Here is a 22,997-nt window from a genome sequence, read left to right as displayed (position 1 = left end):
GCCCCTGATGTTTTTCCTCGTTCGCTGCCGCAAGGCTTAACTCCCATCAGCACACCAACACACAGTAATCACCGTTTGAAAGACGGCGGTGTTGTCGCACTGGCAGCCTGCACCTGCACCGAGGTCAGGGCACTCGCTCAAACGACACCATATCGCGTTGACCATGCAAGAGCAGCGAAAGCACGGCGCTGCCATCCGGACCCATCTGCATCCTGGCTTGGCTGTCGCTGAGCCCCCGGCAGTAGCCTCCATTGTTGGCACCGATCCAGGCAGTCAAAGCACCTGCCTCATGCCAGCATAGCGCAATTCCACTTGGCAGTCCCGAGGAGCGCCATAGCGCAGGCGACCGACCACATCACCCGGCCGGACCGCCGTCGCCACCAGGTCCAGCTGCGCCGACGTCAGGCCGTTTGAGCGCCAGCGCCCTGCTTCGGTCAACGCTGCATCGGCCTTCTGGTCCAGGGCAATGACAAGCGGCGCCTCGCGACCCAGCAGCGTGAGCTGAATGCCTGATGCCATCCCATCCCCTGCCTGGAGCTGGGCACGCCCGCCGGAGAGCGCATCGCAGAACTTGCCACCATTGCGCGACTGCAGCGCGTAATCGTCTGCTTGCGCACGCAGCTCCAGTGCGCAATTGAACGGGGGCCCGAATCGCAGGTCCGCACCCTGCATGCCATCGGCTCCTGCTGCACGCGCTCTCAGAACGACATAAGCCGGCCCGGTGCCGCCGCGGGTGGACAGGATTCCGCGCCAATCCCCAGGCGGAATGCTGTCAGCCGCAGCAGCCGGTGCTGCAGGCAGCACCAGGCAAAGCGCGAGCGCCGAAATCATGCGAAAGATGCGACGCAGACGATGATGTCGAGCAGACATTGGAAGCCCCCATGGCGAATTTGACCAAGTGAAAAGGCCGTCCCGGCGCTACCCGGCAATGGCCGCAGCGATCGCGGGGACGGCGAGCAGATGATGGCCATAAATCAGCTGCTGCGCCGAGACAGACGGCAGAGATTTGCACACGCGTTGGCCGCATCGGTTGGCGGCTGCCCCGCGCCTGATTCATACGATGGGCATGAACGTCGCTGATCGCCGCCCGGCGATCGGATGACACACACTTCAAGCCCCAACACACGCGAGCAGGCATCAACACACCGCAGTGCCCTGAAGAAACCCTCCGGCTGTCCACGGCTCGACAACTCAGTGACCGCGATGACGAAAAGACCGCGGCGCCGAGTATGGGACAGGAGATGGGACGAATCGGCGGGTCTTGAAAAAATCGGGCGCCTTAGTGCTCCAGCGACGTATGGCGGAGAGAGTGGGATTCGAACCCACGGAAGGTTTGACCCTTCGCCGGTTTTCAAGACCGGTGCCTTAAACCGCTCGGCCATCTCTCCGATGCTGCCTTGCGTGACCGCCGAAGGTGTCGGGTGATCACGCCTGCGCCACGCGCGATGCGGGTGACGCATGTCGATGGACGCCGCATTGCGCGCTGCCATCGACCCGGGATTGCTCCCGGGCGCGCATTCTCGCATGCCCGGACGCGCTTTGCTAAGCGCTGCGTCTTGCCGAGCTGCCAGGCTTTGCAAAGCGGTTCCGCTTGCCAGGTACGCAGCGTTCCCGACGACGCGGCCTTGCCAGGCGGCGCAGCGCTGATGTGCCAACGTCGACAACCAGGACCTCGACGACCAGGCGCAGCGCTTGGCCGGCTTCAGCCACGAACAGGCAAAGCGCTCAGCCGGCTTCCGCCACGGCCAGGCGCGGTGCGGTCGCGGCCGCACGCTTGAGCTTTTCGGCCAGCTCGGCGCAGTTGCCGCCGCAATCAAGGCGCGAACGCTCAATTTCCTGCGGCAGGTGCTCGGCCAGGAAGTCGATGAACACCCGCACCGCCGGCAGCAGGCCGCGGCGCGAGGCGAACACCGCGTGGCAGATGCCTTGCGGCAGCGACCAGTGCGGCAGCACCACTTCCAGCTCGCCGCTGCGCACTGCCTGGGCGCACACGGTTTCCGGCAGCATGGTGATGCCGAAGCCATCGCGCGCCATCGACTGCAGCAACGGGAAATCGAAGCCGGCCAGACGCGGCTGCAGGTCCACGCGGCGCATCTCGCCGTTGGGGCCGTGCAGTTCCCAGCGCTGGTGCGCTTCGTCTTCGCTGGTGCTCATGGTGGTGTGGTTGGCCAGCTCGCTCGGGTCCTTGGGACGCCCGGCGCGGTCCAGGTATTTGGGGCTGGCCACCAGCAACTCCTGCACCTGGCCAAAGCTGCGCATCACCAGGCTGCCGTCGTCGTCCAGGCGCGATCGCACGCGCAGCGCGATGTCGTAGCCCTCGTTGATGACGTCGACGCGGCGATTGCTGATGTTGAGCTGCAGCCGCACCTTGGGGTACTTGGCCAGGAATTCCGGCAACAGCTTGGGCAGCTGGATCTGCGCCAGCGAGACCGGAACGCTCACACGTACAAGACCGCGCGGCTCGGCACTGAGACGATCCACCACCTCGCGCGCGGCCTGGGCTTCGGCCAGCATGGTCTGCGCGTGCCGATGCACGCTGGTGCCGACGTCGGTGACCGCAAAGCGGCGCGTGGAGCGCTGCAGCAGGCGCACGCCAAGATCCGTTTCGAGCTGGCTGATACGACGGCTCAGGCGCGACTTGGGGATCCCGAGCGCACGCTCGGCCGCGGCGAAGCCGCCGTGGTCCACCACCATCGCGAAGTAGTACAGGTCATTCAGGTCGTGCATGGCGCAGGCATCCATGGATAGAACGATAAGTGACATTTAATCACCTTTATTCCAGCAGAGCAACGACCTGATACATCAGAAATGTAGTTCCTTGCAGCCAGACCATCGAACTCTTGCGCATGGAGCTTCATCTTTTTTACCAAAGCGACGCCAAGCACCCGGCACAGATGTCGGCAGGTAGCGCTCGCTAGATCCGCCGGGGTCTTCCAGGCGCCGCAACAGGCCATGCTCCATGAAAATGCAAACGGGGCCAGTGACGGCCCCGTTCTTGATCAATATGTCTAACAGCTACGCCATCGCAACCTGGGCAGCTGAGCGGCCGCGCGAGCAACACGCTCAACAAGGCTGACGAGCGAGCCGGAGCTGGCAGTCGCCAGTCGAGGCTGCCTGCCTGCCCGAAATCGCGCATGAAGATACACGCCCATTCCAGGCATCGGCCGCGCCCGCCTGGACACCGCGCAGCCGGAGCCTCCGCCGCTCTTATCCGATCCGCTCGAGCCCGCCCATGTATGGACGCAGCACCTCGGGCACATCGATCGAGCCGTCGGCGTTCTGGTAGTTCTCCATCACCGCGATCATCGCGCGTCCCACGGCAGTGCCGGAGCCGTTGAGTGTGTGCAGCAGCTCCGGCTTGCCGCTGGCCGGGTTGCGCCAGCGCGCATGCATGCGCCGCGCCTGGAAATCGCCGCAGTTCGAGCACGACGAAATCTCGCGGTAGGTGTCCTGCGACGGCAGCCACACCTCCAGATCGTAGGTCTTGATCGCCGAGAAGCCCATGTCGCCGGTGCACAGCAGCACCTTGCGATACGGCAGGCCGAGTTTTTCCAGCACCACTTCGGCGCAGCGGGTCATGCGCTGATGCTCGGCATCGCTGTGTTCCGGTGCGCAGGCGGTGACCAGTTCGACTTTTTCGAACTGGTGCTGGCGGATCATGCCGCGCGTGTCGCGGCCACCGCTGCCGGCTTCGGCGCGGAAGCACATCGAATGCGCGGTCATGCGCAATGGCAGACGCTCGGCATCGACGATTTCGTCGCGCACGATATTGGTCAGCGGCACTTCCGAGGTGGGGATCAGATAGCGGCGCGACTCGCCCACTTCGGTCTGAAACAGGTCGTCCTCGAATTTGGGCAGTTGCCCGGTGCCGCGCATCGATTCGGCATTGACCAGCAGCGGCACGTTGGTTTCTTCATAGCCATGCTCGCCGACATGCAGGTCGAGCATGAATTGCGCCAGCGCGCGGTGCAGCCGCGCGACCGGCCCGCGCAGCACAGTGAAACGCGCACCCGACAGCTTGGCGGCAGTCTCGCCGTCCAACCAGCCGTGCGGTGCACCGAGTTCCACATGGTCCTTGACTGGGAAGTCGAACTGGCGCGGCGTGCCCCAGCGCGACTGCTCGACATTCTCGCTCTCGTCCTTGCCCTGCGGCACGTCGTCGGCCGGCAGATTGGGCAGGCCCAGCGCGATGGTCTCCAGCTTGGCGCGAATCACCTCCAACGCGTCTTCGGAGGCCTTGAGCTCATCGCCGAAACCGGCCACTTCGGCCATCAGCGCAGTGACATCCTCGCCCTTGGCCTTGGCCTGCCCGATCGCCTTGGACTTGGAGTTGCGCTGACTCTGCAACTCCTGCGTGCGCACCTGGATGCGCTTGCGCTCGCTTTCCAGCGACTCCAGTTCCGCGGTGTCCAGGGAGAAACTGCGCGTGCTGCGCAGGCGCTCGGCAAGGTCGGCGGGATGTTGGCGAAGCAGGGCCGGATCTAGCATCGGGAGTCTGTGTGTCGGTAGGAAGCGCGAGATTATCGCCTGTTCCGCCACCTGCTGCGATCGATTCACCGCCGCTATGCCAGAATTGGCCCGATCCTTCAGGTGAGCCCTATGCCCGCGCCCCGCCCTGCGTCCGATCGGCAGATTGTCCTGCGACTGCCCCGCCACACCCTGAAAATTGCCGGTATCGCCTTCGTTGCCGGCCTGCTGCTGTTCCTGCTGGTGTGGGCCACCGGCCGCAAGGACGACTTCTACAAGGCCTCGCCGGCGCAACCGGCTGCGGGTGCGCAGGCCGACGACAACATCCAGCCGCTGCCCGCGCCGCTGCCGGCCCAGGACGGCGCCAGCGACATGCCACAGGCCAAACCACCCGAAGAAACCCCGACACTGGTGGAAACTGCACCGCCAGCCCCGCCCGCGCCGACGCCCTTGCCGGAGGACGCGGTTCCCGGCGCGCCGGGCGCAGCACCGGCAAACACCGCGGCGGCTGCAGGCGGAGATCGCCCGGTGCCGATGCAGGGCCAGATGCCGCCGCCGCGCTATCCCTCGGCTGCCCTGCGTCGCGGCGATGCCGGCGATGTGGTGGTGCGGGTGGACGTGGACGCGGCGGGCAATCCGGGCGGGGTGACGCTGGTGCAACGCAGCGGCTCGCGCGATCTGGACCGCGCCGCGATGGAAGCGGTGCGTCACTGGCGCTTCCATCCGGCGCAGCGCAACGGCCAGCCGATTGCCGGCAGTCTGGATATCCCGTTCGAGTTCAAGCCGGCGCAGTAAGCCCCGCCGATACGCCGCGTCGTGCGCACCGCACACGACGGCGGCCAGACTGCCGCAATCGACGAACACCACTGCGCGTTAACCGGACAAGGCGGGGCGAACCAGCCCCCGACTCGGCTTGACCAAGCTGAATGTCTACCGCCGTTTAAACCTTCCCGAGCGCCCTGCCTTAGCTGGCCCTCAGGCAAGGCCGACCAGACTGGCCACGTCATCCCAAAGATGCGCCAGGAGGCCGGCCATGTCCTTCATCTCCAATCCTTCGTCACACCCTACCCAGGCACTGCCGCAGCGCCCCGTGCATGCGCAAGACCGCGTGGGCGACGACACGGCCGACGGCGCCTCGCCATGGCTGTGGGCGACCCTGCTGGCGTTGCTGGTGGTGGTGCCGACCTGGTGGTGGGCCCGCCATAGCGATGAATCGTTTGCGACCGACACGCGCCCCGCGCCTGCGGCCAGTCGCCAGATCCTGCCGACCTCGGAGGGTCCGCGTGCGATGACCATGATCGCGCACCAACCCGCGCGCGCGGCGATCAGCACCCAAGAAGCGATTCCGCTGCCGGGCAATGCGGTGCCGAGCTACCCGTCGGACATCGCGCAGGCCGGGATCGCAGGCAGCCGCACCGCGCGACTGCAGCTGGACGTGCAAGGCCGGGTGAGCGATGTGAGCATCGTCGATCGCAGCGGCAGCAATGACCCGCGCCTGGATGCAGCGGTGATGGACAGCTTGCGTCAGTGGCGTTTCGAGCCAGCCACCCGCGATGGCCACGCCGTCGTCAGCAGCGTGCAGGTGCCGGTGGAGTTCACCGCCGAGCACTGAGCGGGATCATCAACCAAGTCGGATCGCAGTGGCGCCGTGCTGGCTGTAATGCGGTATCCAAGCGTCGACTGACAGGCGTTACGACGCCTTTGGTCGACCGCTCCTCATCCGAAGAGCAGTCCTCAACCAGCAAGAGAACTGCCGTCTTTCCTACCGAAGCCGTTTCACTACTCACGCCGTTTCAAGCCCGAAACCGGCGCCCCGCGCCAGGCTGTCGAAGCCCGGAAACGAGGTTGCGACATTGGCCACGTCATTGACCCGCACACTGCCGGTGGACAGCTGCCCGGCAATGGCAAACGCCATCGCGATGCGGTGGTCGCCATGGCTTTCGATCACGCCGCTGCCGACGCTGCCGCCGTGAATGGTGGCGCCATCCGGGGTTTCGTCCACACGCACGCCCAGCGCGCGCAGCCCGGTGGCCATGGCTGCAAGGCGGTCGGACTCCTTGACCCGCAGTTCGGCAGCGCCGGTGACCACCGTCTGCCCGGTTGCGGCAGCGGCGGCCACGAACAGCGCCGGGAATTCGTCGATCATGTCCGGCACCAGCGCTTCGGGAATCTGTGCGCCCCGCAACGGCGCGTAGCGCACGCGCAGATCGGCCACCGGCTCGCCACCATGTTCGGCATGACGTTCTTCGGCGATATCCGCGCCCATCAGCCGCAGTGCCGCCAGCAACCCGGTGCGACGTGGATTCAGGCCCACCGCACGCAGCAGCACGTCCGAACCGGGAATGATGCTGGCTGCCACGATGAAGAACGCCGCCGATGAAAAATCCGCAGGCACCGCGATATCGGTGGCGCGCAGACGCTGACCACCGCGCAACCGCGCCTTGCCGGGCGAGAAATCGATTTCCACACCAAACGCAGACAACATGCGCTCGGTGTAATCGCGGGTGGGATGCGGCTCGCTGACCGACGTCTCTCCCTGCGCATACAGGCCCGCCAGCAACACCGCGGATTTGACCTGCGCACTGGCCACCGGCGAGACGAAGTCAATGCCATGCAAGGCCTGACCACCATGCACACGCAGAGGCGGGGTGCCGTCGTCCTCGGTGTCGATGCGCGCGCCCATTTGTGCCAGCGGGCCGGTCACGCGCCGCATCGGGCGCTTGGACAGCGACGCATCGCCGACCAACTCGCTATCGAAAAGCTGCGCCGCCAGCAGGCCGGCGAGCAGACGCATGCCGGTGCCGGCGTTGCCACAGTCCAGCGCCTGGCTGGGCGGCTGCAGGCCATCCACGCCGACGCCGTGCACGATGCGCTGCGACGCCGACGGCGTGTCGATGCGCACACCGAGCTGGGCGAAAATGGCCGCGGTAGAGCGCGTGTCTTCGCCTTCGAGAAAGCCGTCGATCTGCGAGACGCCATCGGCCAGCGCGGCGAACATCACCGCGCGGTGCGAGACCGACTTGTCGCCGGGAATGGCCAGGCTGCCCTGCAATGCGCTGCCCTGCCGGGCGATCCAGTGGTGCGTGCTGCTGCTCATGCGTGTGATCCGATTGCTGCGGCATCGCCCTGTGCGGCGATGCGCGTTGAAGAGTGTCGTGGCGCTGCCGTCACCTCGGCCGGTGACGACGCGCCTGTCAGGACGGCGCTGGCGTGACGCCCGGCGCTCAGGGAATGGCGACCGGGTACGAGCCCAGCACCTTGATCTGCGCCGAGTGCACTTCCAGTTCGGCCAGCGCCTGCTTCATCGCCTCGTCTTCCACGTGGCCGGCCAGGTCGATGAAGAAGCCGTATTCCCACTTGGCCTGGTGCGAGGGACGCGACTCGATGCGGTTCATGCTGATGCCATGCCGCGCGAACGGGCTGAGCACGTCGAACAACGCACCTGGCTTGTCGTGGATGAACACCAGCACCGAGGTGCGGTCATGCCCGGAGGTGGGGAAGATCTGCCGGCCGATCACCAGAAAACGCGTGGTGTTGTCGTCGTCGTCTTCGATCGACTTCATGATGACTTTCTTCAAGCCATACACATGCGCGGCGCTCTCGCCGCCGATCGCCGCGGCATCCTCGGCATTGCGGGCGCGGCGTGCGCCTTCGGCATTGCTGGAGACGGCGATCTTCTCGACCTTAGGCAGGTGCGAACGCAGCCAACCGGCGGTCTGCGCAAACGACTGCGAATGCGCGTAGATGCGCTCGATGTCTTCCAGCCGGCCGTTGCGCGAGAGCAGGTACTGATGCACGCGCAGCTCGACTTCGCCACAGATTTTCAGGTTGGAAGTCAGGAACATGTCCAGGGTGACCTGGATGGTGCCCTGGCCGGAATTTTCCACCGGCACCACGCCGAAATCGGCATTGCCGGCTTCCACTTCCTGGAACACTTCCTCGATGGTTGCCATCGGCAGGCCGACTGCCGAACGGCCGAAGTGCTTGAGCACCGCCTGCTGGCTGAAGGTGCCTTCCGGGCCGAGATAGCCGATCTTCAACGGCTCCTGCTGGGCCAGGCACGCGGACATGATTTCGCGGTACACGTGCACCAGCACTTCATCGCTGAGCGGGCCCTCGTTGCGGTCCACCACCATGCGCAGCACCTGCGCCTCGCGCTCGGGCCGGTAGTAATCCACCGCTGCGGCGAGCTTGCCCTTGGCCTTGCCGACCTGGTGGGCAAAGTTGGCGCGTTCGGCGATCAACGCCTGGATGGTGCGGTCGATCTCGTCGATCTTGGCGCGCACATCGGCCAGCACCGGCGCAGCCGTGGCCGGCTTGGTCGCGCGCTTGTCTGAGGCGTTGGCCGCGGACTTGGCGGCGGACTTGCCTGCCGGTTTGGTCTTGCCGCCGGTGGCGGCACTGGGCTTGCTGGACTTGGGAGCCATCGCTCGGCATTCCTTGAAATTGCGGCGCATGCGCCTGCGCGGCACGCGCCGCGGTCGAATGAAAGACTCAGCCGTGACGCTGCTGGAAGTCGTGCATGAAGCTCGCCAGCGCCTGCGCGCCCGCCACCGGCATCGCGTTGTACAAGGACGCGCGAATGCCGCCGACCGCCTTGTGCCCCTTCAGCGCCAACAGACCGGCTGCCTTGGATTCGCTGACGAACAACGCATCCAGCTGCTCGTCGGCCAGGAAGAACGGGATGTTCATGCGCGAACGCACCGCCGGCTTGACCAGGTTGCGATAGAACCCGCCGGAGCCGTCGATCGCGCCATACACCAGCGCGGCCTTTTCGGCGTTGCGGCGGGCGAACTCGTCCACCCCGCCCTGCTCCAGCATCCACTTCACGGTGAGTCCGAGCAGATACCAGTTCCAGGTCGGCGGCGTGTTGAGCATCGAATCGCGGGCGGCATGCGAGGCGTAGTTGAAGATGTCCGCGCGCGGCTGGCCGGCGCGTTCGAGTAACTCGCGCCGCACGATCAGCACCGAGATCCCGACCGGGCCCAGATTCTTCTGCGCGCCGGCATAGATCAGACCGTAGCGCGAGACATCCAGTGGCTCGGAGGCGATCGACGAACTGAAATCGGCGAACAGCGGCAGCGTGCCCACTGCCGGGGTGTCGCGGAACTCGACGCCGTGGATGGTTTCGTTGGCGGTGATGTGTACGTAGGCCGAGTGCGGCGACAAGGTCCAGCTGGCCACCGGCGGAATGTCGGTGAAGCCGCCCGCCTGGCCGTCTGCGGCAATGCGCGCATCCACATAGGTGGCCGCCTGCTTGATCGCGGTCTTGCCCCAGTGGCCGGTGATCACGTAGTCGGCGGCCTGGCCGGGTGCGGCGAAATTCAGCGGCAGCAGCGCCTGGATGGTGGTGGCGCCACCGGCGGTGAACAGCACCGCGTAATCGTCGGGAATCGACAACAGGGTGCGCAGATCGGCTTCGGCCGCGGCCGCCACGGCCATGAAATCGGCGCTGCGGTGGCTGATTTCCACGATCGAGGCGCCGACGCCGTTCCACTCGACCATCTCTTCCTGCGCCTGGCGCAGGACCGATTCCGGCAATGTCGCAGGGCCGGCACTGAAATTGAACGCGCGTGTCATGGCACACCTTGGCGAGCTAGCCTTCTAGTATGCCGCAGCGCACCGGCCTTGGCAGCGTTGCAGAAAAGTTGCATGTGCATCCTTCTCACCCATGGCGACGTATGGTTTGCGTAGGCCATCGGCAGCGTCATCACCATGGTCCGGTATTCTCATCAGTAGCCACTGTCAGGAGCGAGCCATGTCCCTTCGCGATGTCTTGAAGACGCCGTCCAGCGAGATCACCCATGAGGCCGTCTACCGCGACCGACGCCGGCTGCTGCAGCTGTTTGCGCTGACCCCGGCGCTGGGCGTGGCCGGCTGCGCCGAGGCCGATCCGCCGCCTCCGCCCAAGACCGTGGTGACCCCGGCGCAGGCGCGCAGCGGCTTCCGTACCGCCGAGGAACTGACCCGGCTGGAAGACGTCACCAGCTACAACAACTTCTACGAGTTCGGCACCGACAAGACCGACCCGTCCAAAGCCGCCAAGACCCTGAAGCTGTCGCCGTGGTCGGTGAAGGTCAGCGGCGAATGCGAAAAGCCCGGCAGTCTGTCGCTGGACGAGTTGCTCAAGGGCATCAGCGCGGAGGAACGCATCTACCGGCTGCGCTGCGTGGAAGGCTGGTCGATGGTGATTCCGTGGACGGGCGTGCCGCTCGGCGAGGTGCTCAAGCGCTTCGCGCCGACCTCCAAGGCCAAGTACGTGGCATTCACCACGCTGGCTGATCCGCAGCAGATGCCCGGCGTGCGCTACCGCTCGATCAACTGGCCGTACCGCGAGGGCCTGCGCATCGACGAAGCGATGCATCCGCTGACCCTGCTGGCCACCGGCCTGTACGGCAAGCCGCTGCCGCAGCAGAACGGCGCGCCGCTGCGGCTGGTGGTGCCGTGGAAGTACGGCTTCAAAAGCATCAAGTCGATCGTGGAAATCCGCTTTGTCGAGAAGATGCCCGAAACCGCGTGGCACGATCTGCAGCCGTCCGAGTACGGCTTCTTTTCCAACGTCAATCCGGCGGTGGATCACCCACGCTGGAGCCAGAAGACCGAGCGCCGGATCGCCGGCACCGCGAGCAAGTTGTTCGCCGAGCGCATCGCGACCAAGCCGTTCAACGGCTATGCGGACCAGGTCGCCTCGCTGTACGCGGGGATGGACCTGAAGAAGTGGTTCTAGGCAGTGATGTCCCCCGCGTAGGAGCGCACCCGGGCGCGACGGGCGTTACCAGGAATGCCAGTCGCGCCCGGGTGCGCTCCTACGATGTATGTTGATGCCCGCGCGGCATCGCTCCCTTCTTCGAGATCGCATGGCCAAGACCTCCGCATCCCTGATCGCCGCCAAGACCCTGGTGCATGTCGCCGCGCTGACCCCGATCGCCTTGCTCGGCTGGCAGTTCTGGCAGGTATGGCAAACCGGCAGCGATGCGCTGGGCGCCGATCCGGTGGCCGAAATCGAGCACCGCACCGGGCTGTGGGCGCTGCGCTTCCTGTTGATCACCCTGGCGATCACGCCGCTGCGCCAGCTCACCGGCCAGGCGACGCTGATCCGATTCCGGCGCATGCTCGGGCTGTACGCATTCTTCTACGCCAGCGTGCATCTGGCGGCCTACCTGAGCCTGGATCTGCGCGGCTTCTGGACGCAGATCTTCGAGGAGATCCTCAAGCGCCCCTACATCACGGTCGGCTTTGCGGCATGGCTGCTGCTGGTGCCGCTGGCGATCACCTCCACCCAGGGCTGGATGCGGCGGCTCAAGCGCAACTGGGGCCGCCTGCACATGCTGATCTACCCGATCGGCTTGCTGGCGGTACTGCATTTCTGGTGGCTGGTGAAATCCGACATCCGCGAACCGGCGCTATATGCCGGCATTCTGGCGGTGCTGTTGGGCTGGCGGATCTGGAAGAAACTCAGCGCGCGCCGAACCACAGCAAGGCGCTCAACGCCGCCGCCAGCAACACCGCGCTGAGCAGCAGCCACGGCCAGCGCGCCACTTTGACAGGCGCACGTGCCGGTTCGCCGGGCGCGCGTGGTGGCGGCAACGGCTCCGACTCGGGAAGGTCCCAGGTGGTGCCGTGATGGGTGCGCGGCACCTCCACGACAAAGCGATGGCGGGCATCAAACACCACCTGGTCGCCGGCCTGCAGCCAGCCGTCGCGCACCTGCACGCCGTTGATCCAGCTGCCTTCTTCCGAACCCAGGTCGCGGATCAGCACGCGGTCGCCGTGGCGTTCCAGACGCGCGTGCTGCGCGGCGAAGGCTGGGTCGTCGATGACGATGTCCGCCGCCGGGTCGCTGCCGACCAGGCGTGAGCGGTCCAGGGTGAAGCTGCGCCCGTGATGGCGTCCGCCCAGCCCGCGTAACAACAGGCAGACCTCGCTCAGGCCGGCATCGTCGTCTGCAACGTCGTTGGCCGGCGCGCTCGACGGCGCACTGCGCAGCAGCATCTCCACGCCGTCGGCGTAGATCGCATCGCCGGGGCGCAACAGCGCCATGCGCCGCACCGGACGTCCGTTGACGTGGATGCCGCGGATCCCGTTGGCCACCTGCAGCCAAAGCCCGCGCTGGTCCAGGCAGAACTGCGCCAACAGCAACGCTCCCTGCGCATCGGCAACCACCCGCACACTGCCAGAGGCATGGCGGACGATCCGGTGGACGCCGGGCTTGAGGGAATGATCCGGCTGCTGCCGGTGGGTGAAATGAACTTGCAGATCGCGCACCCGCCGCAGCCTAGCAGGTTTGCCCCGCGCCGCGGCCAACAATGTGACCGGCGTCCGGCCGACGCAGGTACGGCACCGAGGTGCGTCGCTGCTCGGCCACACGCGCGCCGCACTTGGAGCCTGGCTCGCGCATGCGCACAATGCACGCTTCTTTCGTCTTCCCCATGGAACCCATGTCCAGCATCGATATCCGCCACGACCATGCCTTGTCGCCGGCCCAGGCCCGCGCAGCGATCGACGCGGCGGCGCGCAAGTTGACCGATCGCTATGGCGTCGCCTCGCACTGGGAAGGCGATACCTTGCGCATCGCGCGGGCTGGCGTGGATGGGGCAATCACCCTGCTGCCGCAGCAGGTACATGTCACCGCCGAGCTCGGCTTCCTGTTGTCGGCGATGCAGCCGATGGTGGAGTCGGAGATCCGTCGCCTGCTGGCCGAAAAACTCGCCTGAGCATGCCGTGTCGCTGGTCCGGGCCTGATCGCCTTGCCAGAGCCCGACCGCACCGGTGCTTCAGCGACAAGTCACCCGCACGGCCCTTGGCAGGCGGATGCTCTGGACGTGCTTCACCTGCTCGATGCAGTGCCGGGACTAGGGTGAAGGCAACGTCACTTTGGCAACCCACAGGAGCATTCCATGACGACCGGATACGATCAGAACGGCAAGCGCGACGATGCGGCGCACGGCTTCCAGGCGCAGGCGGAACAGATTTCGCGCCGGCTCGGCGAATCGGCGCAGACGGTGTGGCTAGCCGGGCTCGGTGCGCTGGGAAGGGTGCAGAGCGAGGGTGGCAAGTTGTTCGATTCGCTTGTGCGCGAAGGCGCAGCCTACGAGCGCAGCGGCCAGCGCAAGGCGGCCGAAAGCGTCGATGAGCTGCGCGAAGAGGTGGAAACCCAGTTCGAACAGGCACGCGACACTGCGGTGCGCGGCTGGGACAAGCTGGGCAAGGCCTTCGACGAACGCGTCAAGGGCGTGCTGCGCACGCTCAACATCCCCGAGCAGGACGAACTGGAAAACCTGCGTCGCGAGGTGGAATCGCTCAAGGCCCAGGTGCGCGCCAATACTGCCGCGACCAAGCGCGCCAACCGCACCGCCAATCAGGCCGCACAGGCTGCCAGCAGCGAAACCACCGGCGCGGGCTCGGCCGGCGGCAGCTCCAGTCCCAACAATGCTGCATTCGATGGTGAATAAGCCGGCCCGATGATGTTGCAAAGCAGCATGATTTTTTAGACAATCGGGAAGGACCCGCCAGTCCTGTAATACGAAGTCCGTTTGCTCCCCTCCCCTCACGGCTTCGGACTGGCGGGTCTTTCGCTATCTGGATCACGGTGCGTGGTATCGCCGCTCGCGATCCATTGACGAATCTGCGGCGAAAGATTCTTCTAGGCGTACCGCTTCGTCATACGTTCCATACCTTCGCTTGATGCTCATGCCTTCCTGGATTGTGGCGCTTGTGGCTTCCCTGCTGCTCTGGCTGGGAGTGTGTGCGTATGTGTGGCTGGTGCGCCGCCGTGCCAACGAAACCAGCGAGGGCGTGCGTGCCTTGGCGGCGATGCACTGGCGCGACTTTTCCGCCGTGGTGCAGCGCATGCTGCAGGAGCAACGCGGCTGGCAACCCACGCAGGTGCCGCAGGACGGCCTGCCGACGGCCGACTTCATGATGCAGACCGAGCACGGCACGCGCCTGGTGGCCTGCAAGCACGGGCGCGGCTACCGCATCGGCGTGGCAGCGGTGAACGAGCTGGGGGCGATGGCGCGGCTGGCCGGCGCGGGCGGCGGCGTGATGGTGACCGAGGGCCGCATGGAACGCGAAGGCCTGGCGGCCGCCGAGAAGCAGTCCATCGAAGTGCTGGATGGCGTGCGCCTGTGGCCCTTGCTCAAACCGTATCTGCCGGGCGATGTGGAAACCGGCGTGGTCGGCATGGCGCGCCGTCGCGCGATCCGTCACAGCCTTATTGCCGGTGCAGCGCTGGCGACCCTGGCGCTAGTCGCGGTGCTGGCCTTGCAACCGGTGCAGCCACCTGCGCCTGCGCAGCAGGCAGCGGTGGTGGCCGCCCCAGGCGCTGCCGCAGCGGTCGCCGCAACACCCCCACAGCAGGGCACAAGCTCGCCGCAGGCCGCGCCGCCATCAGCGGCGCCGCCTGCATCGACGCCACTGGCAGGCGATGCCGAACCGGATGCGGCAACCATGCAGGGCTATCAGCGCGAGGTGTCCAAGGCGCTGGCACAGACGCCCGGCCTGGTGCGCGGCATCTGGATCACCCAGGCAACGCTGGCGGTGGATCGCTCGGTTGACGATGCGGCGGCGTGGCCGTTGATCTGCCGCGAACTGCAGCGCTATCCCTACCTGCGCACCGTGCGCGTGCAACTCAATCCGCGCCCCGGCGTGGACGAAGCGGTGCGCTGGCGGCAGTGCACGACGATCTGATTCACGCATCGCCCCATGCGCCTGCGCGCGAGGCTTGAGGGTCAGCGCATTCCCGGTGCGAACCGCGCAACCAGGTCGTAGGATCCGCCCAGGAACAGCTGCCGCACATAGGTGACCGGCTGGTCGCCGCGCCAGGTGTGGCGGTCGATGACCAGGCAGGCCGCGCCATCGTCCACCTGCAGGCGTTCGGCTTGCGCGGCGTCCGCATTGACGGCGCTGATGCGGTGCTCGGCGCGCGTCCACGGCACGTTGCGCAACAACCAACTGCCCGGCGCCACGTCGGTGAACGCCTGCAGCAATGCCTCGGACACGGTGGTGATGTCGATCACCCGCTGCTCCAGCGCGAACGGGCGGCCGTCTGCCAGGTGCACGCTTTCCAGCGCCAGCACCTTGCCGCTGCTGCCCAGGGCGCGCTCCTGCGGCACGCGCAGGCGCGGGCTGCGCAGTCGACGCGACAGCAGCGCGAACCGGTAGAGGTGGCCGCGCGCGGTCATCTCCACTTCGATGTCGGGGATCGACAACGCGACCTGCTCCAGATGCGGATGCGGGCGCGCCACGAACGAGCCGGTGCGGCGCCGGCGTTCGATCATGCCGGCATCGGCAAGCAGGCCGAGTACCTTGTTCACGGTCATGCGCGAACAGCCGTATTGCGCCATCAGCTCGTGCTCGGGCGGCACCCGGTGACCGGGCGGCCAGTCGCCACTGTGGATGCGGCGTTCCAGATCCTGCCGGATGCGTTGATGCAGGGTGCCGGGCGCGGCGGTGGGGGTGGCGGTCAAAACAGGTCTCCGGTCAGACCCGCATTGTGCGCGCATCCACTCATTTGCTCAGCAGCGATCGCAGAACCCCGGCAAAACGCGCGGCAATCCGCGCGCGATCCACATGGCGCCCGTCGCGCACGACCGGTTGCCCGGCGCGCCAGACGGTGCGCACCGCACCGCCGCGCGCGGCGAACAGCCAACTGTCCAGCAGCGCATCGTCGTTGCGGGCCAGCAGCGCCGGATGGGTCGGGTCCAGTTCGAGCAGATCGGCCGATGCGCCGACCCGGATGCCGCTGCGCGCAATGCCCAGGGCCTGCGCCGCACCCTCGCCCGCCTGCTCGAACAACCAACGCCCGCTGGAGGCACCCGCCTGCGCCAGCACATTGCGTGCCTGCAGCTTCAGACGCTGGCCGTATTCGAGCAGGCGCAGTTCTTCGGCCGCGTCAATCAACACATTCGAATCCGAGCCGACACCAAAGCGCCCACCCGCAGCGGCAAATGCCTGCATCGGGAACAAGCCGTCGCCCAGATTCGCCTCGGTGATCGGGCACAGCCCGACCACCGCGCCGCTGCCGACGATGCCCTGCAGCTCGCTCGCGTCCACATGCGTGGCATGCACCAGGCACCAGCGCGCATCCACCGGCGCATTGGCCAGCAGCCACTGCAGCGGGCGCTGGCCGGACCAGGCCAGGCAGGCATGGACCTCGCGCTGCTGCTCGGCGATATGGATATGGATCGGGCCATCGGTGAGCGGCACCAACGCCGCCAACTGCTCCGGCGTGACCGCGCGCAGGCTGTGTGGCGCCAGCCCGAGCACGGCATCCGGCAATGGTTTCAGGCTGCCCTTGCAGTCGTCCAGCAACCGCGCGAAACCGTCGAGGTCGTGGATCAAACGACGCTGCGCTGCGCTGGGCGCGACGCCACCGAAATCCGCATGCGCATAGAACACCGGCAACAGCGTCAGCCCGATGCCGGTGTTGGCGGCGGCAGCAGCGATGCGCCCGGACATTTCGCCGGCCTGCGCATACGCCGCGCCGCCGGGGCTGTGGTGCAGGTAATGGAATTCGCCGACGCGGGTGAAGCCGCTTTCGAGCATTTCCACATAGGCCTGTTCGGCAATCGCCTGCAGGCTGTCCGGGTCCAGCCGGTCGACGAAGCGGTACATCAACTCGCGCCAGCTCCAGAAACTGTCGCCGCTGCGCCCGCCCACTTCGGTCAGCCCGGCCATGCCGCGCTGGAATGCGTGGCTATGCAGGTTGCCCAGCCCGGGCAGCAGCCGCTCGACCCGGCTGTCGCCGGCAGCGGGTGCGGTGCCGGGCTGCACCGAGGCGATGCGCCCCTGCGCCAGCGTGATCCGCACGTCGCCCGCCCAGCCATCGGGCAGGAGAGCCCGCGCCGTCCACAACGCCTGCACCTGTTGGTCTGCCACTGGACACCCTCGATTGCCGGTTCTATTGTATATACATATCAGACACCACGAGCCTGCGCCATGCATTGCGACGTCCTCTGGCACAACGCACAGCTGATGACCCTGGACGCAGCAGACGGTGGCCTGGGCATCGTGGACGATGGCGTTCTGGCCTGCCAGGACGGCCGCATCACCTACGCCGGCCCGGCCGCGCAGGCCCCGGCGGTGACGCCGGACGTTGCGCACGATTGCCGGCGCCGCTGGATCAGCCCCGGCCTGATCGATTGCCATACCCATCTGGTGTATGCAGGCAATCGCGCCAACGAATTCGAGCAACGCCTGCGCGGTGCCAGTTATGCCGAGATTGCCGCAGCCGGCGGCGGCATCGTGGCCACGGTGCGCGCCACCCGCGCCGCCGACGACGCAGCGCTGCTGGCCGCCAGCCTGCCGCGCCTGGACGCCATGCTCGCCGAAGGCGTGACCACGCTGGAAATCAAATCCGGCTACGGGCTGACGCTGGAGGACGAAACCAAGCAGCTGCGCGTGGCACGCCAGCTCGCGGCACTGCGCAAGGTCGAAGTGGTTCCGACCTTCCTCGGTGCGCATGCGGTGCCGCCGGGCGGCGATGCGCAGAGCTATATCGACGCCGTTTGCACGCAGATGATTCCGGCGATCGCCGCGCAAGGGCTTGCCGAGGCGGTGGACGTGTTCTGCGAGCATCTGGCGTTCTCGCCCGCGCAGGCCGAACAGGTCTTCCGTGCCGCGCAGGCACATGGCCTGGACATCAAGATCCATGCCGAGCAACTGAGCAATCAGCATGGCGCGCAACTGGCCGCACGCCATGGCGCGTTGTCGGCCGATCACATCGAATACCTGGATGACGCCGGCATTGCGGCGATGGCCGGCGCCGGCACCGTCGCGGTGCTGTTGCCGGGCGCGTTCTATTTCACCCGCGACACCCAGCTGCCGCCGATCGCGGCGTTGCGCGCCGCCGGCGTGCCGCTGGCCTTGGCCACCGACTGCAACCCGGGCACCTCGCCGCTGACCAGCCCGCTGCTGGCGATGAACATGGCCGCCACGCTGTTCCGCATGACCGTGGACGAGTGCATCGCCGGGTTCACCCGCGAAGCCGCACGCGCACTCGGGCGCGGCGAGCGACTGGGCCGGCTGCGCGCCGGCCTGCACTGCGACCTGGCGATCTGGGACATCGATGCGCCGGCCGACCTGGTCTACCGCATGGGCTTCAACCCTCTTCATGCCCGCGTCTGGCGCGGGCATTCCTGCTGAATCCGGAGTCGTCATGAGTGCTTCTATTGTCTTGCAGCCCGGCCAGGTCACGCTGGCGCAGTGGCGTGCGCTGTATCGCGGCGCCGACGTCGTGCTGGACGACGCCTGCGCGGCCGCGGTGCTGCGCAGCGCGCAGACGGTGGAGGCCATCGTGGCGCGCGGCGAGCCGGTGTATGGGGTCAATACCGGCTTCGGCAAGCTGGCCAGCGTGCGCATCGAACGCGAGGACCTGCAGACCCTGCAGCGCAATATCGTGCTCTCGCACGCCGCCGGCGTCGGCGAGCCCACGCCGGTGCCGGTGGTGCGGCTGATGATGGCGCTCAAGCTCACCAGCCTGGCCCAGGGTGCTTCCGGGGTACAGCCGCAGACGCTGGCATTGCTGGACGCGATGCTGCGCCTGGGCATCACACCGGTGGTGCCGTGCCAGGGCTCGGTCGGTGCCTCCGGCGATCTGGCACCGCTTTCGCACCTGGCCGCGGTGATGATCGGCGTCGGCGAAGCCTTCGTCGGCGGGCAACGCCTGCCTGCCGCCGACGCGCTGGCGCAGGCGCAGCTGCAGCCGCGCGTGCTGGGCGCCAAGGAAGGCCTGGCGCTGCTCAACGGCACCCAGTTCTCCACCGCCTGCGCCTTGGCCGGCCTGTTCGAGATCGAAACCGTGTTGCAGGCCGCGTTGGTCACCGGCGCGCTGTCGGTGGAAGCGGCCAAGGGCTCGGACACGCCGTTCGATGCGCGCATCCATGCCTTGCGTGGCCAGCCGGGGCAGATCGCCACCGCTGCCGCGCTGCGCGCGCTGATGGCCGATTCGAGCATCCGCGAATCGCACCGGCTCGGCGATGTGCGCGTGCAGGATCCGTACTGCCTGCGCTGCCAGCCGCAGGTGATGGGCGCGGCGCTGGACATCATGCGTCAGGCCGCACGCACGCTGGAGATTGAGGCCAATGGTGTCTCGGATAACCCGCTGGTGTTCAGCGATACCGGCGAGGCCTTGTCCGGCGGCAACTTCCACGCCGAGCCGGTGGCCTTCGCAGCCGACATGCTGGCGATGGCGGTCTGCGAAATCGGCTCGATCAGCGAACGCCGCACCGCGATGCTGGTCGACCCGGCCTTGTCGGGCCTGCCGGCGTTCCTCACCCCGCGCCCGGGCCTGAATTCCGGCTTCATGATTCCGCAGGTCACCGCTGCGGCCCTGGTGTCGGAAAACAAGCAACGCGCGTATCCGGCCAGTGTCGATTCGATTCCGACCTCGGCCAATCAGGAAGATCATGTGTCGATGGCCGCGCATGGCGCGCGGCGTCTGCTGGCGATGGCCGAGAACGCCGCGCACGTGATCGGCATCGAATTGCTGGCGGCCGTGCAAGGCTGCGACTTCCATGCGCCGCTGCGCTCCAGCGCCGCGCTGGAAGCCGCGCGCGCCCTGCTGCGCGCGCAGGTGCCGACCCTGCAGGACGACCGCTATTTCCATCCCGACATGCTGGCGGCCAGTGCGTTGGTGCGTTCGGGCGCGCTCGCGCAGGCGGTCGCCATTGCCTTGCCAGGCGTGGAGCAGCACGCATGACGCGCCACGTCGCAGCTGCTGGAATGACCTCGGCAGCGTGGTGTCCGCACGCGCAAGGTCTCGCGTCACCGCCGAGCGCGCATCTGCGCGACGACCATGCACTGCGGCCGATACGCGCGCGCGGACTGCTTGCGCGTCAGGCCGTGGTGCGCGCCGGCCGGACGCAGGCGCGACATCGTCGCGCCTTGACGATCGCACCAGCACAAGGCGCACCGCGATGAGCGCCCTGCCCTGGCTCGAGATCCACCGCGGCGATGCGCCGCTGATCCTCAGCTTCCCGCATACCGGCACCGAGCTGCCCGAGGAGATGGTCGACCAGTTCGTCTCGCCCTGGCTGGCACGCCGCGATGCCGATTGGTGGGTGCATCAGCTGTACGACTTCGCGCAATCGCTCGGCGCCACCACCGTGCGCACCGCGATCTCGCGCTCGGTGATCGACGTCAACCGCGACCCCAGCGGAGCGTCCCTGTACCCGGGCCAGAACACCACCGGCCTGTGTCCGCTGACCACCTTCGACAACCAGCCGCTGTATGCCGACGGCGCCGAACCCGACCAAGCGCAGATCGCCTGGCGCCGCACGCAGTGGTTCGACCCTTATCACGCTGCGCTCGCTGCCGAGATCGCGCGCCTGCGCACGCAGCACGCCAGCATCGTGGTCTACGACGCGCATTCGATCCGCTCGCATATTCCGCATCTGTTCGATGGCGAGCTGCCGCAGTTCAACATCGGCAGCAACGACGACCGCAGTTGCGATCCGGCCCTGGCCGATGCCGTGGAGCAGCTATGCCGCAGCAGCGGCTCGAGCACCGTGCGCAACGGGCGCTTCAAGGGCGGCTGGATCACCCGCCATTACGCGCAGCCCGGGCATGGCGTGCATACGCTGCAGATGGAGCTGGCGTGCCGCGGCTACATGCGCGAGCCGGACACCATCACCCCGCAGAACTGGCCCACGCCCTGGCTCCCCGCGCATGCGGTCGCACTACGCGCGGTGCTGCGTCACGTGCTGCTGGCCTGCCTGCAGTTTGCCAATACCACCGCTCACTCCTCCGCCACCACGCCGCCTGCGGCGCACCGTTGATTGCAAGGAAACCGGCATGACCCGTCACGATGCAACCCGCGTCATCCGCGCCGCCACCGGCACCACGCTCACCGCAAAAAGCTGGCTCACCGAAGCGCCGCTGCGCATGCTGATGAACAACCTGGACCCGGACGTGGCCGAGCGCCCGCAGGAACTGGTGGTCTATGGCGGGATCGGCCGCGCCGCGCGCGACTGGGAATCCTTCGATGCGATCGTCGCCGCGCTAACGCGCCTGGACGACGACCAGACCCTGCTGGTGCAGTCCGGCAAGCCGGTCGGGGTGTTCCGCACGCATGCCGATGCGCCGCGCGTGCTGATCGCCAACTCCAACCTGGTGCCGCGCTGGGCCAGCTGGGAGCATTTCAACGAACTCGATCGCAAGGGCCTGGCGATGTACGGCCAGATGACCGCCGGCAGCTGGATCTACATCGGCGCGCAGGGCATCGTGCAAGGCACCTACGAAACCTTCGTGGAAATGGGCCGCCAGCATTACGGCGGCAGCCTGGCCGGCAAGTGGCTGTTTACCGGTGGCCTGGGCGGCATGGGCGGCGCGCAGCCGCTGGCCGCGGTAATGGCCGGCGCCTCGTGCCTGGCGGTGGAATGCCGCCGTTCCAGCATCGACATGCGCCTGCGCACCGGCTACCTGGACACCTGGACCGACGACCTGGACGAAGCGCTGCGCCTGATCGAGGAATCGTGCACGGCGAAGAAGCCGCTGTCGGTCGGCCTGCTCGGCAATGTCGCAGACGTGCTGGACGAGCTGCTGCTACGCGGGGTCAAGCCGGACCTGCTGACCGACCAGACCTCCGCGCACGACCCGATCAACGGCTACCTGCCGCAGGGCTGGACGGTGGAGGAATGGGACGCGAAACGCGTGAGCGCACCGAAAGAAGTGGAAGCGGCCGCGCGCGACTCGATGGCCAACCACATCCGCGCCATGCTCACCTTCCACGCACTCGGCGTGCCCACCGTCGATTACGGCAACAACCTGCGCCAGATGGCGCTGGAAGCAGGCGTCGACAATGCGTTCGACTTCCCCGGCTTCGTGCCCGCCTACATCCGGCCGCTGTTCTGCCGCGGTATCGGTCCGTTTCGCTGGGTCGCGCTCAGTGGCGATCCGGACGACATCGCCAAGACCGATGCCAAGGTCAAGGAGCTCATTCCCGACGATGCGCATCTGCATCGCTGGCTGGACATGGCTGCCGAAAAGATCGCCTTCCAGGGCCTGCCTGCACGGATCTGCTGGGTCGGTCTGGGCGACCGCCATCGGCTCGGCCTGGCCTTCAATGCGATGGTGCGCAGCGGTGAATTGAAGGCGCCGGTGGTGATCGGCCGCGATCATCTGGATTCGGGCAGCGTCGCCTCGCCCAACCGCGAAACCGAGGCCATGGCCGACGGCTCGGATGCGGTCTCCGACTGGCCGCTGCTCAATGCCCTGCTCAACACCGCGTCCGGTGCGACCTGGGTGTCGCTGCATCACGGCGGCGGCGTCGGCATGGGCTTCTCGCAGCACGCCGGCATGGTCATCGTCTGCGACGGCAGCGAGGCAGCCGACAGACGCCTGGAGCGCGTGCTCTGGAACGACCCGGCCACCGGCGTGATGCGCCACGCCGATGCCGGCTACGCCATCGCCACCGACTGCGCGAAGCAAAAAGGCCTGGATTTGCCCGGCATTCTCGGCTGAGGATTCTCGGCCCCGGCTGTTTCGCCGACCGCGTGCACGCCGTATGCGGTCGGCATGCAGCACGCGGA

General features: G+C 67.1%; 19 protein-coding genes, 1 tRNA gene and 1 pseudogene. 11 read left to right on the top strand and 10 right to left on the bottom strand.

The window, feature by feature from the left end:
• Positions 1 to 124: 124 nt before the first annotated feature.
• From DYQ94_RS02810 to serS, 4 genes and pseudogenes are all read right to left on the bottom strand, one after another.
• Positions 125 to 870 (bottom strand): annotated as a pseudogene (locus tag DYQ94_RS02810) (hypothetical protein).
• Between the two features lie 428 nt (positions 871 to 1,298).
• A tRNA-Ser gene (locus tag DYQ94_RS02805) sits at positions 1,299 to 1,388 on the bottom strand.
• Positions 1,389 to 1,725: 337 nt separating this feature from the next.
• Complete coding sequence (locus DYQ94_RS02800; RefSeq protein WP_016903391.1) at positions 1,726 to 2,742, bottom strand: LysR family transcriptional regulator; 1,017 nt, start codon at positions 2,740 to 2,742, stop codon at positions 1,726 to 1,728.
• Positions 2,743 to 3,207: 465 nt separating this feature from the next.
• Positions 3,208 to 4,488: a serine--tRNA ligase gene (serS, locus tag DYQ94_RS02795; protein WP_102252232.1), complete on the bottom strand. Its 1,281-nt coding sequence runs from the start codon at positions 4,486 to 4,488 to the stop codon at positions 3,208 to 3,210.
• 111 nt (positions 4,489 to 4,599) lie between these two features.
• Here serS and DYQ94_RS02790 point away from each other — a divergent pair, with 111 nt between their 5' ends.
• Together DYQ94_RS02790 and DYQ94_RS02785 are read left to right on the top strand one after the other, a co-directional pair.
• The gene (locus DYQ94_RS02790; protein WP_039520685.1) at positions 4,600 to 5,262 is read left to right on the top strand and encodes an energy transducer TonB; all 663 of its coding nucleotides are present in this window, start codon (positions 4,600 to 4,602) and stop codon (positions 5,260 to 5,262) included.
• A gap of 349 nt (positions 5,263 to 5,611) precedes the next feature.
• Positions 5,612 to 6,079 (top strand): energy transducer TonB, encoded by a 468-nt coding sequence (locus DYQ94_RS02785; protein ID WP_065032393.1) that lies wholly within the window; start codon positions 5,612 to 5,614, stop codon positions 6,077 to 6,079.
• 171 nt (positions 6,080 to 6,250) lie between these two features.
• Here the strand turns inward: DYQ94_RS02785 and aroA are convergent, their stop codons facing one another.
• The 3 genes from aroA to serC form a co-directional block, all read right to left on the bottom strand.
• Complete coding sequence (gene aroA, locus DYQ94_RS02780; RefSeq protein WP_126965608.1) at positions 6,251 to 7,564, bottom strand: 3-phosphoshikimate 1-carboxyvinyltransferase; 1,314 nt, start codon at positions 7,562 to 7,564, stop codon at positions 6,251 to 6,253.
• A gap of 127 nt (positions 7,565 to 7,691) precedes the next feature.
• Positions 7,692 to 8,894: a prephenate dehydratase gene (gene pheA, locus DYQ94_RS02775; RefSeq protein WP_126965607.1), complete on the bottom strand. Its 1,203-nt coding sequence runs from the start codon at positions 8,892 to 8,894 to the stop codon at positions 7,692 to 7,694.
• Between the two features lie 67 nt (positions 8,895 to 8,961).
• Positions 8,962 to 10,047 carry a phosphoserine transaminase gene (gene serC, locus DYQ94_RS02770; protein WP_039514318.1) on the bottom strand — a complete coding sequence of 362 codons (1,086 nt, stop codon included), beginning with the start codon at positions 10,045 to 10,047 and terminating at the stop codon, positions 8,962 to 8,964.
• A 178-nt stretch (positions 10,048 to 10,225) separates the two neighbouring features.
• Here serC and msrP point away from each other — a divergent pair, with 178 nt between their 5' ends.
• Together msrP and msrQ are read left to right on the top strand one after the other, a co-directional pair.
• Positions 10,226 to 11,194: a protein-methionine-sulfoxide reductase catalytic subunit MsrP gene (gene msrP / locus DYQ94_RS02765; protein ID WP_160954985.1), complete on the top strand. Its 969-nt coding sequence runs from the start codon at positions 10,226 to 10,228 to the stop codon at positions 11,192 to 11,194.
• Positions 11,195 to 11,324: 130 nt separating this feature from the next.
• Positions 11,325 to 11,981, top strand: coding sequence for a protein-methionine-sulfoxide reductase heme-binding subunit MsrQ (gene msrQ / locus DYQ94_RS02760; protein ID WP_065032370.1), 657 nt, complete (start codon positions 11,325 to 11,327; stop codon positions 11,979 to 11,981).
• Here the strand turns inward: msrQ and DYQ94_RS02755 are convergent.
• Complete coding sequence (locus DYQ94_RS02755; RefSeq protein WP_065032371.1) at positions 11,923 to 12,732, bottom strand: FHA domain-containing protein; 810 nt, start codon at positions 12,730 to 12,732, stop codon at positions 11,923 to 11,925. The genes msrQ and DYQ94_RS02755 overlap by 59 nt on opposite strands.
• 173 nt (positions 12,733 to 12,905) lie before the next feature.
• On the opposite strand from DYQ94_RS02755, the gene DYQ94_RS02750 reads away from it, so the two are divergent.
• From DYQ94_RS02750 to DYQ94_RS02740, 3 genes are all read left to right on the top strand, one after another.
• A complete protein-coding gene (locus tag DYQ94_RS02750; protein WP_026064847.1) occupies positions 12,906 to 13,181 on the top strand; it encodes a polyhydroxyalkanoic acid system family protein in 276 nt (91 codons plus the stop codon).
• A 183-nt stretch (positions 13,182 to 13,364) separates the two neighbouring features.
• Entirely contained in the window at positions 13,365 to 13,919 is a 555-nt protein-coding gene (locus tag DYQ94_RS02745) for a phasin family protein (RefSeq protein ID WP_126965606.1), read from the top strand.
• A gap of 232 nt (positions 13,920 to 14,151) precedes the next feature.
• Positions 14,152 to 15,156, top strand: a complete 1,005-nt coding sequence (locus DYQ94_RS02740) for a restriction endonuclease (protein ID WP_160954986.1) — start codon at positions 14,152 to 14,154, stop codon at positions 15,154 to 15,156.
• A 41-nt stretch (positions 15,157 to 15,197) separates the two neighbouring features.
• Here DYQ94_RS02740 and hutC read toward each other — a convergent pair whose 3' ends face one another.
• Positions 15,198 to 15,971 (bottom strand): histidine utilization transcriptional repressor HutC, encoded by a 774-nt coding sequence (gene hutC / locus DYQ94_RS02735; protein ID WP_164738875.1) that lies wholly within the window; start codon positions 15,969 to 15,971, stop codon positions 15,198 to 15,200.
• A gap of 4 nt (positions 15,972 to 15,975) precedes the next feature.
• Positions 15,976 to 17,346 (bottom strand): formimidoylglutamate deiminase, encoded by a 1,371-nt coding sequence (locus DYQ94_RS02730; RefSeq protein ID WP_160954988.1) that lies wholly within the window; start codon positions 17,344 to 17,346, stop codon positions 15,976 to 15,978.
• Between the two features lie 60 nt (positions 17,347 to 17,406).
• On the opposite strand from DYQ94_RS02730, the gene hutI reads away from it, so the two are divergent.
• The 4 genes from hutI to hutU all read left to right on the top strand — a co-directional run bounded on the left by hutI (position 17,407) and on the right by hutU (position 22,929).
• Entirely contained in the window at positions 17,407 to 18,612 is a 1,206-nt protein-coding gene (gene hutI / locus DYQ94_RS02725; protein ID WP_126965604.1) for an imidazolonepropionase, read from the top strand.
• A 13-nt stretch (positions 18,613 to 18,625) separates the two neighbouring features.
• Positions 18,626 to 20,167 carry a histidine ammonia-lyase gene (gene hutH, locus DYQ94_RS02720; protein ID WP_047124979.1) on the top strand — a complete coding sequence of 514 codons (1,542 nt, stop codon included), beginning with the start codon at positions 18,626 to 18,628 and terminating at the stop codon, positions 20,165 to 20,167.
• A gap of 217 nt (positions 20,168 to 20,384) precedes the next feature.
• Positions 20,385 to 21,245, top strand: a complete 861-nt coding sequence (hutG, locus tag DYQ94_RS02715) for an N-formylglutamate deformylase (RefSeq protein WP_054592817.1) — start codon at positions 20,385 to 20,387, stop codon at positions 21,243 to 21,245.
• 16 nt (positions 21,246 to 21,261) lie between these two features.
• The gene (gene hutU / locus DYQ94_RS02710; RefSeq protein ID WP_039527941.1) at positions 21,262 to 22,929 is read left to right on the top strand and encodes a urocanate hydratase; all 1,668 of its coding nucleotides are present in this window, start codon (positions 21,262 to 21,264) and stop codon (positions 22,927 to 22,929) included.
• Positions 22,930 to 22,997 lie beyond the last annotated feature (68 nt).

Origin of the sequence: Xanthomonas sp. LMG 8993, from assembly GCF_009835065.2 — a bacterium.
Classification (GTDB): Bacteria; Pseudomonadota; Gammaproteobacteria; order Xanthomonadales; family Xanthomonadaceae; genus Xanthomonas; species Xanthomonas arboricola.
This window is presented reverse-complemented; position numbering and strand designations above follow the sequence as displayed.